Origin of the sequence: Erysipelatoclostridium sp. DFI.2.3 (assembly GCF_019132535.1) — a bacterium.
In the GTDB taxonomy this organism is placed as follows: domain Bacteria; phylum Bacillota_I; class Bacilli_A; order Erysipelotrichales; family Erysipelotrichaceae; genus Clostridium_AQ; species Clostridium_AQ innocuum.
In genome coordinates this window covers 127,142-139,330 of the sequence record NZ_JAHOOJ010000005.1, presented here as the reverse complement: position 1 = coordinate 139,330, position 12,189 = coordinate 127,142, and the positions used below count along the sequence as shown (strand labels likewise).

8 protein-coding genes are annotated in these 12,189 nt (G+C 44.8%); 2 read left to right on the top strand and 6 right to left on the bottom strand.

The genetic code is table 11. The features are described 5' to 3' along the window. Positions 1–42 precede the first annotated feature (42 nt). Both rnjA and KSZ58_RS07090 read left to right on the top strand, forming a co-directional pair. A complete protein-coding gene (rnjA, locus tag KSZ58_RS07095; RefSeq protein ID WP_002608816.1) occupies positions 43–1,881 on the top strand; it encodes a ribonuclease J1 in 1,839 nt (612 codons plus the stop codon). Between the two features lie 78 nt (positions 1,882–1,959). Further along, positions 1,960–2,835, top strand: a complete 876-nt coding sequence (locus tag KSZ58_RS07090; RefSeq protein WP_009269191.1) for a metallophosphoesterase — start codon at positions 1,960–1,962, stop codon at positions 2,833–2,835. 365 nt (positions 2,836–3,200) lie between these two features. Here KSZ58_RS07090 and pheT read toward each other — a convergent pair whose 3' ends face one another. From pheT to KSZ58_RS07060, 6 genes are all read right to left on the bottom strand, one after another. Next, positions 3,201–5,603 (bottom strand): phenylalanine--tRNA ligase subunit beta, encoded by a 2,403-nt coding sequence (gene pheT, locus KSZ58_RS07085; RefSeq protein WP_009269192.1) that lies wholly within the window; start codon positions 5,601–5,603, stop codon positions 3,201–3,203. 12 nt (positions 5,604–5,615) lie between these two features. Beyond that, a complete protein-coding gene (gene pheS / locus KSZ58_RS07080; protein WP_008817413.1) occupies positions 5,616–6,656 on the bottom strand; it encodes a phenylalanine--tRNA ligase subunit alpha in 1,041 nt (346 codons plus the stop codon). Between the two features lie 314 nt (positions 6,657–6,970). Next, positions 6,971–8,026, bottom strand: a complete 1,056-nt coding sequence (locus tag KSZ58_RS07075; RefSeq protein WP_009269193.1) for a type IV pilus twitching motility protein PilT — start codon at positions 8,024–8,026, stop codon at positions 6,971–6,973. 11 nt (positions 8,027–8,037) lie between these two features. Further along, on the bottom strand, positions 8,038–9,711 hold the full coding sequence (locus KSZ58_RS07070; protein ID WP_009269194.1) for a GspE/PulE family protein: 1,674 nt from the start codon (positions 9,709–9,711) through the stop codon (positions 8,038–8,040). A 23-nt stretch (positions 9,712–9,734) separates the two neighbouring features. Then, positions 9,735–11,225 (bottom strand): type II secretion system protein, encoded by a 1,491-nt coding sequence (locus KSZ58_RS07065; RefSeq protein WP_009269195.1) that lies wholly within the window; start codon positions 11,223–11,225, stop codon positions 9,735–9,737. A 21-nt stretch (positions 11,226–11,246) separates the two neighbouring features. Then, a complete protein-coding gene (locus KSZ58_RS07060; protein WP_008817417.1) occupies positions 11,247–12,176 on the bottom strand; it encodes a type II secretion system protein in 930 nt (309 codons plus the stop codon). Between the last annotated feature and the right edge of the window lie 13 nt (positions 12,177–12,189).

Genomic DNA, 12,189 nt, shown 5'->3' with positions numbered 1-12,189 from the left:
CAGGTGCAGATTCAAATTTGGTATGTAAGAAAGGAGTTATTTATGAATAACAATCATCGAAATAATCGAAACACTGCACCGAGAAACAATCAGGAGAATACAAAGAACAGTTATAATAAAATCAATACGGAACGCGGAGATACTCTCATCTATGCTATGGGAGGACTGGGCGAAGTCGGTAAAAATATGTACTGCTTTGAACACGAGAATGAGATACTGATTATCGATTCTGGTGTTCGTTTTCCTGAGGAAAACCTTCTCGGTGTTGACTATGTCATTCCGGATTACAACTATCTGGTAAAAAATAACCGCAAGCGAAAGGTTCTGATCATCACCCATGGTCACGAGGATCACATCGGCGGGATCCCGTTTTTGTTAAAAAGCGTGGATATTGAGGCAATTTATGCCCCTGCCTTTGCAGTGGCACTGATCAACAAAAAGCTGGAGGAGCGCAGAATGCTGCGCAGTGTGAAAATCATTGAAATCAATGATCGCAGCTCGGTTAAGATGCAGCATTTCACATGCGGCTTCTTCAATACGACACACTCCATTCCCGATTCTCTGGGAATTTTGATCAACACGCCGAACGGACGCATCGTTCATACCGGCGATTTCAAATTTGACCTGACCCCGGTCGGCACCAATTCCGATTATCAGGTCATGGCGTATATGGGACAGATCGGTGTTGATCTGCTGCTGAGCGATTCCACCAATTCCGGTGTGGAGGATTTCTCCATTTCCGAGAAAAAGGTGGCAGCGGAAATTCTCGATACGATGAAAAAAACAAGCGGACGGCTCATCGTCGCAACCTTCGCTTCCAATGTATACCGTGTATCCCAGATTCTGGAGGCTGCAGTTGCCTGCGGAAGAAAGGTGATCATCTTTGGACGAAGCATGGAAAATGTCGTGACGATTGGACGCAAAATGGGCAAAATCAAGGTTGGCGAGCAGCATTTCCTTAGTCCGGATCAGCTGGGACGCACACCGGCAAACAAAACCTGTATCGTATGTACCGGAAGTCAGGGAGAGCCTTTGGCCGCCCTGTCACGGATTGCGAATGGAACCCACCGCTACATCAAGCTGATTCCAGGCGATACGGTTGTCTTTTCCTCCAGTCCGATTCCGGGCAACGGTGCAAGCGTCAATCAGGTGGTCAACAAGCTGTTTCGCGCCGGTGCCAATGTACTGACAAAATCCATCCTGAGCAATCTGCATACAACTGGACATGCCTCTCAGGAGGAACAGAAGCTGATGCTGCAGCTGATCAAGCCGAAATACTTTATGCCGATTCACGGCGAATACAAAATGCTGGTGCAGCATAAGGAAACCGGAAAGGAAACCGGACTGGCGGATGATCACATCTTCACCTGTGCAAACGGTGATGTTCTGATACTGCGCAATCATCAGGTGTTTGAAAGCAGCTGGCGAATTCAGGCGGATGATATATATGTTGACGGCAATGACATCAGCGGTGTATCCACAGCCGTCCTAAAGGACCGAACCATTCTGGCTGACAACGGTCTGGTTGCTGCTATCATTGCGATAGATTCCAAGGAAAACAAGGTGCTGTGCAAGCCGGTCATCGTTTCCCGGGGCTTTGTCTTCATCAAGGATTCACAGGGTCTGCTGCGCGAAGCTGAGCAGATCGTGTATGCGGCTTTAAATGAGAAAATGAAGGAACGCACCACCTTCTCCGAGCTGAAGAACTGTGTGCGCTCGACACTGGAGCCGTTCCTGTATAACAAGACGCATCGTAATCCAATCGTCATCCCTGTCATTATCAATTCCAAGACGGCAATGGCTGCCATGGCACAGGCCAGAGCTGCCAGAGCAACCAAGCGTCCGGCAAAAAAGAAGGAACCGCAGAACGCACAATCCTAGACAGTTAAACGACTGTCTTTTCTTATGGCAATGCACCGCAATTTATGATAGAATAGTAAGGAATATGAGGTGTCGGCAATGGTAAAAAAACTACTTAAAATCGTTTCTGTCCTGATACTTCTTGCTCTGATCGTCGCCGGAGTCTTCTTCTACTCCATCTATATTTCCGTAGACCGTGTGAACCTCTCCTATCAGACGATTTCCTCCAGCAAGATACCGGAAGATATGAACGATTTGAAAATCGCATTCATCAGCGATATCAAATACAATGAATACATGAACAAAGAACGTCTTACAAGTATGATCAGCAAGCTGAATACAACCGGTGCCGATGTTGTGATTTTCGGTGGTGACATGTTCTCCAACCCGCAGACAAAGGCTCCGGATTCTCAGATGAGCAAGGATTTGACAACCATCCTGAAAAGCATCGATGCACCCCTTGGCAAGTTCGCCGTTCTCGGTGATGAGGATCTGGCGAATGACAAGACAAAGAAGATCGTTTCTCAGATTTTATATGACGGCGATTTTGAAATTCTGAGTGATACCAGTATACGGCTCAGAAACAAGGGCGATTCCAGCATATCACTGATCGGCTTAAACAATATGCTGAACGGCGATCCGCAGCCGGACAGGGCTATGAAAAAGGTCAGTGAGGACGAATTTAATATTCTGGTGACGCACTGTCCCGATATTGTAAAAACAAGCGGAATCAATACAAAATATCTCAATCTGATCATCGCAGGGCATTCTTTGGGCGGACAGATCTATCTGCCGCTATTAGGACCGCTGCATACCATGGAAGGAGCTGCAACCTATAATCACGGCTCCTATGATATCAATGGTACCAGTCTGTATGTATCCAATGGTCTTGGAACCAAGGATATCGACATGCGCCTGCTGGCTCCTCCGCAAATTCTTGTATTCCGTCTCCAGCATGAGTCCGGAAAGAAGTAAAGAGGATGGGAAACAGCCGTCTCAGCATAAACACGCATTTTCTCTATATAATGTAGAGTAAAGGCGTTTTTTTATTTCCTTTACAGGCATATAGAATTGCGGCATGATAGGGATTATATGCGCAATCAAACCGGTACAGCCCTTTTGCATATCAGCTTCGTTTATTGCCTTCCTTATAACAGGGAAATCAAAAGAATAAGGCTGTTTCTGTTGTTTCTTTCGCAACCGTTCCATGTTTTTTATGTACGCTGCCATTGGATTCTACATGGCATCCTGATTCTGAAAGCAGATATAAAAAAAGGATGACATGTGCGAAATGCCTGTCATCTCTTTCTATAAATTATCGGTATTCCTGAAACAGGTGGTTATGCTCGCAGCTGTGCGTGCAGATCCTTCTCCAGTGTTTCCAGAATCCTGTTGTGGATTTCATTGATATCCGCATCCTTCAGCGTACGCTGTGCAGATTGGAAAACAATGCTCAACGCGATAGACTTGCTTCCCTTCTCCACATGTTCTCCGGTGTAAACATCAAACACCTCCACATTCTGGATAATATTCTCTTTCTCCAGCTTGCCGTTTTTCTTAATGCTGCTAATGATATCCGCTACCTTAACATCCTCCTTCACGACAAATGCAAGGTCGCGGCTGATGGATGGATATTTGCTTACCTCAGTGAACTTCACCTTTCCCGGCTTGTTCTTCAAGAGAACCTCCAGATTGATTTCCAGAGCAAGTGTTTCTGTAATATCATAGGCCTGCGCCATTTTCGGATGAATCTGACCAACCAGTCCAAGAAGCTCTCTTCCAAGATACACCTCTGCACTGCGATATGGATGGAAATGTACAATATCGGTATGATTTTCCTTAAACACTACACGGCTTCCCTGATAACCGATACTCTCCAGAAGTGCCTCGACCAGTCCCTTGACGGTATAGAAATCCACCTCCATGCGGAATTTCTGCCAGCGGTTTTCCTGCAGAGCACCGCTTGCTGCCACAGCCAGACGTTCCTCCACGTGTCCCAATCCATAGACATTGCTGATTTCAAACAATGCAATATCCTTGATGGAACGCGCCTGATTATAAGCCACACACTCCAGCAGACTCGGCAGAATGGAATCCCGTACATATTTGTGATCCTCACTCATCGGAGCTGCCAGCTCGACAATGTCCTTGTGCGGCATGACTGCATCCTCGATTTCCTTTTTCCCAACCAGAGAATAGGTAACCGCTTCATTGTAGCCCAGATCAGAAAGCATATTTCTGTATTTTCTGCGCAGCTGCTGGCGGCTGTTCAGCGCTCCGACAGTGGAAGGCATCTTCGGCATTGTACTTGGCAGACGGTCATATCCCAGAATGCGGATGATTTCCTCTGCGATATCGGCCTCGATTGCCAGATCCATTCGATAGCTTGGGATTTTCACATGAATATCCGAATTGTTAACAGACGGCTCCAGATGCAGATCATCCAGTACCTTCATAACCTCTTCCTGCTGGAAATCCGTGCCAAGTAGAACATTGATGCGATCCAGATTCACATCAAATTCCAACGGTGTATAGCCGTTGCTGCCATACTGCTTGGTTTCTTCCAATCCACTTGCATCTGCATATTCAATCAGCAGCTGCACTGCACGATCCACAGCCTTGAAGGTAGCCATCGGCTCGATACCCTTCTGATAGCGGACACTGGCATCCGTGCCAAGATTCAAACGGCGGCTGGTGTTTCGGATGGATACGTGATGGAAGATTGCTGCCTCGATAATGATTCCCTTTGTCGTTTCCTCAATCTTGGAATCATCACCTCCCATGATACCGGCAATACCGATTGGTTTCCCCTCTGTCGTAATGACGATATCATCCTCTTCAATGTGATAGCTTTCTCCATCCAGTGCTGTGTAATCAAACCGCTGCTGATCCTTCACTGTGATTTCCTGTGCCGGAATAGCATCAAGATCATAGAAATGCAGCGGCTGCCCTGTTTCCAGCATAACAATATTACTGATATCAACAACATTGTTGATTGACTTCATTCCTGCTGCCATCAACAGCTCCTGCATCCATTTCGGTGAAGGCTTAATGGTTACGGAATTGATGACCTTTCCCAAAAAGAGCGGACATTTCTCTGTTTCACTGCGAACGATCAGCCTGCTTGCTTCCCCTACATTGGCAGCACCCTCTACATATGGGATATTCACTTCCTTATGCAGAATCGCACCTGTTTCCAGTGCCATGGACCACGCAGCCATACAGTCATTTCGATTCGGTGTTAATCCCACATCCAGAATTTCATCATCCAGAGCGAGGTAGCCCAGCGGATTTTCATTCCCCACCGGTGCATCCTCATCCAGCACCTCAATGCCGTTTTTGCTTTCCTCACTCAGCTGATGCGGATCAACGCCCAGCTCCAGCAGGGAACAGATCATTCCATTGGACTCCTGTCCACGGATAACCCCTGCCTTGATGTCACCACCCAGAAGCTTCGCTCCGACACGAGCCACAATTACCTTTTGTCCAGCTGCCACATTTGGCGCACCGCATACGATTTGTTCAATTTTATCTCCAAGGTCAACCTGGCATACATGCAGATGATCGGAATCCGGATGATCCTCACAGCTTATCACCTTACCGATGACCAGATTGCTTCCCTGACTCATTTTTTCAATGCCCTCTACCTCAAGACCGGCAGACGTTATTTTATCCGCAATTTCCTCTATGCTCATATCGGATAAGTCCATATACTGGCTTAGCCATTTCTTACTTATTTTCATGTCAGCGTCCTCCTACTCAAACCGGTTGAATGTCTTCAAGAAACGAATGTCATTGGTATAGAAATTACGGATATCCGTAATTCCGTATTTCAGCATTGCCACTCGTTCAATTCCGATACCGAAAGCAAAACCGCTCAGCTTTTCCGCATCATATCCTGCCATGGAAAGAACATTCGGATGCACCATGCCGGCACCCAGAATTTCAATCCAGCCGGTTCCCTTGCAGACCGGACAGCCCTTGCCACCACATACATGACAGCTGACATCAACCTCCACACTTGGTTCTGTAAACTGGAAATAGCTTGGACGGAACCGTATCACACGTTCTTCCCCAAACATCTTCTGTGCCAGAAACTGCAGCGTCCCCTTTAAATCGGACAGCGTGATGTGTTCACCGACAACCAGCCCCTCACACTGCATAAACTGATGGGAATGGGTTGCATCGTCATCGTCACGGCGATATACCTTCCCGGGACAGATGACCTTGATCAGCTCCTTGCCCTCCTGAGCAAATTTTTCAAGCTGTCTTGTCTGAATGGCTGTCGTATGTGTACGCAGAAGCTCTTCCGCATTTATGTAAAAGGTATCCTGCATATCCCGGGCCGGGTGATCCTTTGGTATGTTGGCACGCTCAAAGTTATAGAGATCCATCTCTACTTCCGGGCCTTCCTCTACCGTGTAGCCCAGACCGATGAATAAATCCTCCATTTCCTGCTGTACGATCATCAGTGGATGTGCATTGCCCAGATTCGGCTTCTGACCGGACAGGGTGATATCAATTTTTTCTTCCGCAATCCTCTTTTCCATTTCTGCGACTTCCAAAACTGCCCTGCGTTCTTCGATCGCATTCGCAAACAGGGTCTTAACCTCATTTACCAGCTGACCAAATGCCGGGCGCTCCTCCTTCGGCAAATCCTTCATGGATTTCATCACTTCCTGAATCGGCCCTTTTTTACCAAGATACAGCACACGCAGCTGCTGCAGCTGGGCAAGGTCCTCACATGCTTCGATTTGGGAAAGACCTTCTTCTTTGATACTCGTTAGCTTTTCCATATTCAACTTCCTTTCTGCTTATAAAAAAAGCCACAAGACACAGGAACCCTTGCGGGCGGTACCATCCTGTTTCGTCATGCGACACACTTACTTTCTGTCATGGATAACCGTCATGGAACGGGGGTGTATTAAACCCACTCACAGGTGAATTCATAAGGTCCTGCAGTGTGCCGACTCTCAGTGCGTCATCAGCTCTCCCTGTCCTGCGGTGTCCAAACTACTACTCCTGCTCAACGTTTTCTTTTATTATTATACAGAACTTGCACGTTGTTTACAAGTCTGATTTTTATTTTGTGCACTGCTGAAACCGGATTCTATTGCAGATACTGCTTCAGCTCCTGCGGATCATCGCTGTATTTCTCTGCCACTTCCCTTGTCACCATGCCGTTTCGCACCAGACGTGCCAAAGCAAAGTTCAAAGACTGCATTCCCTCACGCATCCCTGTCTGTATTATGGAATTGATCTGATGGACCTTATTCTCTCGAATCATGCTGCTGATCGCATCTGTTCCAATCATAACCTCCAGCGCGGCAATTCGTCCGCTGCCATCACGTTTTGGAAGCAGCTGCTGCGTAATTACAGCTTTCAGTATACCGGAAACCTGCATACGGATCTGCTCCTGACGGTGAGGTGGAAATACGTCGATGATACGGTCAATTGTCTTTGCTGCCCCGATGGTGTGCAGAGTGGAAAACACCAGATGTCCGGTCTCTGCCAGTGTAACGACGGCTGCAATTGTTTCATAGTCACGCATCTCTCCCACCAGAATGACATCCGGATCCTCACGCATGGCACTGCGAAGCGCTGTATCAAAGCTGTCCACATCCCGACCGATTTCCCGTTGATGAATAAGCGCCTGCTTACGCTGATACACGTATTCCACCGGATCCTCAATCGTAAGTATATGACAGTTTCTGCGTTCATTGATATAGTCCATAACAGCTGCCAGCGTCGTGGATTTACCACTGCCGGTAGGTCCGGTCACCAGTACAAGACCGCGCGGCTCCATAGCGAGCTGCTTCAAAATATCCGGCATCAGCAGCTCATCCAGTGTCAGAATCGTATTATTGATGATACGAATCGCTGCACAGAGCTTATCCTGCTGGCGGTATACATTCACTCTCTGCCGGTTCTCTCCCTTGCTGACATAGGTAAAGTCCAGATCCTTCCCCTGTTTAAAATCCTCCATCAACCGCTCATCCACCATAGAAAGGATCATCTCTGTCGTCTGTGTATCCTTGATGAATGCGGGATATTCCCGCAGCACGCCATTTGCCCGAATCATGGCGGGACCACCGACATTCAAATGGATATCACTGCAGTTATGCTCTCTGGCATAGGCAATCATACCTTCCAGTAAATCGTTCATAAACAGACCTCCTAATCGCTGTAAGCCGTAATCTTATACAGTTCATCCATCGTTGTCTGTCCATTGATTACAAGCTCCACAGCCTCATCCTTCAGGGTATGCAGCTGCTGTGATTTCTTCACATAGGCATAGATATCATCAATATCTCTGTGAGAAGAAATCATTCTCCGCATTTCCTTATCTATCAGTATGATTTCATGCACAGCCGTTCTTCCCTTGTAGCCTGTCTGGTTACAATGATGACAGCCTGCACCGCGATATACATATTCTATTTCTTTTCCCAGCACCTGACGTTCCAGCTCTGTCGCCTTCAGCTTTTCTCTGCAATGCGGACAAATCGTACGCACCAGTCGCTGTGAAACACTTCCAACCAGTGAATTCGCAATCAGATATGGTTCAATTCCCATATCCTCCAGACGGACAATCGAGCTGATTGCATCATTGGTATGCAGAGAGCTCAATACCAGATGTCCGGTAATGGCAGCTCGTACAGAAATGGATGCCGTCTCCGCATCACGTGTTTCACCGACCAGAATAATATCCGGATCCTGCCGCAGCAATGCCCGCAGTCCGCGCTCAAAGGTCAGTCCCGCCATGGTATTGATCTGCATCTGATTCACGCGTTCGATATTCTTCTCCACGGGATCCTCAATGGTTGCTATATTCACCTGCCGTTTTGCCAGCGTTTCCAGAATCATATACAGTGTTGTTGTTTTACCGCTTCCGGTAGGTCCTGTAATATAGATGATTCCATGCGGCATCTCCATCATACGACACATTTTCGCATAATTATCCGTATTCATGCCGTACTGCTTTTCATTCAGAATCGGCGTATTGCTGTTCAGAAAACGCAGAACAGCTTTTTCACCATATACAGTTGAAATCACAGAGACACGAAGGTTCATACGAATTCCCTCAATCGTGGTTAGAAAGTGTCCATCCTGAGGAACACGCTTTTCAGCAATATCCATATTGCTTACAATTTTGATTCGGACAATCAGCGACTGGTGCAGATTTTTCGCAAGCTGCACATAATCCACGATCATACCGTCAATACGCATACGAACCATTGTCTTATCCTCAAACGGCTCTATGTGTATATCACTGGCATTGGCATTGTAGCCTCTTGTCAGAAGACTGTTGAACAGCTTAACAACGGGTGTGTCATCCTCCTCCGAGTTATAAAGCTCGGTATCATCGAATTCAAAGGATACAACGTTTTCATTTGCCACATTGGCTGCTTCTCTGGCTTTGATTTCCGCATAGTAGTAATCAATGGCACGGTCGATTGCCGCCTTTTCACACAGACATACGGATATATTCATGCCGGTCACCAGACGTACATCCTCGATTCCGTAGAAATTCAAAGGATCACTTGTTACTACCGTCAGGCGCCCGTTGTTTTCGCTGATGGCAATCAAATTATATTTCTGCGCCAGTGCTTTCGGTATCTTCGCAACAGCATCCACTTCGATTTTTTCTTCGTTCAAATCAACCATCGGCTCATTCAGTTTATCACTCAGTGCCTTCAGCATCTGATTCTCACTGATAAAGCCTAAATCAATCAAATGCTGTCCAAGCCGTTTGGAACGATCCTTTTTCTGTTCTGCAAGTGCCCGCTGCAGCTGTTCTTCATTGATATAACCGTAATCCTTCAGCACTTCACCTATTGGTATATTTTTCATATTTTCTACACATCCTTTTTAAATTAACTATATGTCTGACAAGTCACAGATATATTAGTATTTCCAAGCAACTCTTCAATACTTTCAAAACCTTTGGACCATCCAGCATTTATAGTAGAAGGATTCCAAACACCATCTATTCGTTGAAGAGCTTGATAAAATAACTTTTTTCCATTCACGGTGTATGAAACTATATCTCCTTTAAAATATGTTCCATTCGTATTCCAAGCTTCATCAATTTTCTTCCAATAATTTCTGGCAACGCCTCCTGGAGCCCAAGCGTTATCTTCTTGAGCATTAGGCTGTAAAGGTGATGAATATACATAACGATACCACTGACCTGGATTCATTGGGTCTTCTACATAATCTCCAGGCTCAATTACCTGCCCAACATTCCATTGTTTTTCTGGTGCATCGCATCTTGCTTTCTCTCCCCCGACAGTCCAATCGCCTTCATCTTTATTATCTATATCACAAAAATCTTTACTCTTATGTTCTTCTATAATCTCATTCAATTCCGCCGTATTTAACCTATGCCATTTCTGCTTATCGTTATCCGGTGACTCCACGCTATTATGAATCTGCACTGTTGCTTGATAATATGTGTTTGTGATTTGGTATATAACAACATCCCCTGCTTCATAGCTGGCACCCTTCACCCAATATGGAGGATTTACCGGTTTCCATGCATTTCCATGATTCGTCAAGGGATCATTTCCATTTCTAACATCCTTTACTGCACGATATGTCATACCCAGATAATCAACAAATTCCCCTTTTTTATAATCATGATTTGCAAGCCATGTTCCCTTATTGTTCCCTGCCTCATTCGGCTTGGTAATGGAAGCATCTCTACACATCAGCTCATCGTATACGGTACCTTCAAATACAGGATCATCATAATCGATATCCGGATATTGATAATCCGGATCATCCACGATCTTCAATGCCCCATTTATTTTATAATAGATTTTATAGCCTGCTTCTGCCTGATCGTGATCTGAAATATCCACCTGTTTTCCTTTTATTCCTGCATTAGCAATAGCTTCTCCTTTTTTATCCTTTGCTTTAATATTCACTAGTTCCAGTGTAGAAGCAGTTTTATAAACCTGCTTCTCATTATCAGTAAACGCGAAAGATAAATCCAAACGATAATTATCACTATAACATTTTGCAGTGATTTTCAAATTCCTTCCTCTATAAAAATCAGCATTGTATACTTGCGTATCATCCTTCATCAGGCGATTATCGTCATTTACTGAAATCCAATGCCAGTCATCAGATTTATCCGGTTTCTGCGTGGCAATCTGTACTTCACTGGCATAAACCAATTGCCCCCTTACATAGGATGAAATAGCATCCACAGCCTGCTTCTCATAATTGCTTTGTGCCGTACGATTAAAATACCCCATACTATTCAAAAGCAGACCACCCGCAATTACCATTAAAATGGAGGACAGCAGCAGAACTACAATTACTTCAATCAACGTCATTCCCTTTTTATTCAAGTGCATACCTGCCGCCTCCTTCCATCATCAGCTTACATTCTTCCACATAGAATCTGTATTCGTATTATATTCTGCATCGATATCCAATACTTTCCATCCATTTTTCGGATTCTTAACAATGTCTTTCATATCTGTCCAAGATTTGATATAGCCATTATTTTTCACATCATACAGCACTTTTCCATCTGAAGAGGAAAAAACAACCTTGATTCTATAAGTGTCCTGATCACAATAATACCAGCGTTCATTATCATAATCATAAATCATATAAAGATAATCATCGAAGTCTATATCTGTATCTACTAATTCATTCCTTGGATTTAACATGATTATAAGACCACCATGATCGTGCTGTAAATCGCCTTTTTTTATCTCCCATGGATAATATGGAAAAACGTAAACATCCTGTGCTCCAAGCTTTGAGCGATAACTTACCGGAAGAAGCTCTTTTGGAAACTGTATCCAATTAGATGACATCAGAATATGCACATTTTTCAAAGAAGCGTTATAGGAGTCCCCGTTTTCCATTTCTTCATGTGCTTCTCTTGCTTTCTTAATTGACTTATAAAATTCATCAAGATTTGATTTAAATTCTTTATAAACGGATGTATCCCTTACTTTTTCCTGATTACCCGGTTCTTCCAGTGCCTTTAGATGTACTCTGTCATCGTCCTTTACATTCAGTATTGCTATATTTCTAGCGACAGGTACACTTACACGATCAGATGAAATCGTATAGGTTACTTTATCTGTATCTATTTGAATATTATCTCGCACATCATTGTTCATTGTTTCTTCTGCATAAGAAAGAAGCATATCACTGTTGTTTTTCATTGTGCTTGAATTCCCCATAATTTTTAATACTGCAGAAAATCCTCCAAATAGCGTTAAACTGGCTATGGAAAGAATCGCTAGAGCTGCAATCATTTCAATTAAAGTCATACCCCTTTTATTCATTTCCATCACCTCT

What these genes read in the sequence shown, in the direction of transcription:
- KSZ58_RS07075 (WP_009269193.1), bottom strand. Translation starts at nt 8,026, where the DNA reads ATGAACGATTTACTGGAAGGTATGATTGCCTATGCCAGAGAGCATAAC.
- KSZ58_RS07070 (WP_009269194.1), bottom strand. Translation starts at nt 9,711, where the DNA reads ATGAAAAATATACCAATAGGTGAAGTGCTGAAGGATTACGGTTATATC.
- pheS (WP_008817413.1), bottom strand. Translation starts at nt 6,656, where the DNA reads ATGGAAAAGCTAACGAGTATCAAAGAAGAAGGTCTTTCCCAAATCGAA.
- KSZ58_RS07060 (WP_008817417.1), bottom strand. Translation starts at nt 12,176, where the DNA reads ATGAATAAAAGGGGTATGACTTTAATTGAAATGATTGCAGCTCTAGCG.
- pheT (WP_009269192.1), bottom strand. Translation starts at nt 5,603, where the DNA reads ATGAAAATAAGTAAGAAATGGCTAAGCCAGTATATGGACTTATCCGAT.
- KSZ58_RS07090 (WP_009269191.1), top strand. Translation starts at nt 1,960, where the DNA reads ATGGTAAAAAAACTACTTAAAATCGTTTCTGTCCTGATACTTCTTGCT.
- rnjA (WP_002608816.1), top strand. Translation starts at nt 43, where the DNA reads ATGAATAACAATCATCGAAATAATCGAAACACTGCACCGAGAAACAAT.
- KSZ58_RS07065 (WP_009269195.1), bottom strand. Translation starts at nt 11,225, where the DNA reads ATGCACTTGAATAAAAAGGGAATGACGTTGATTGAAGTAATTGTAGTT.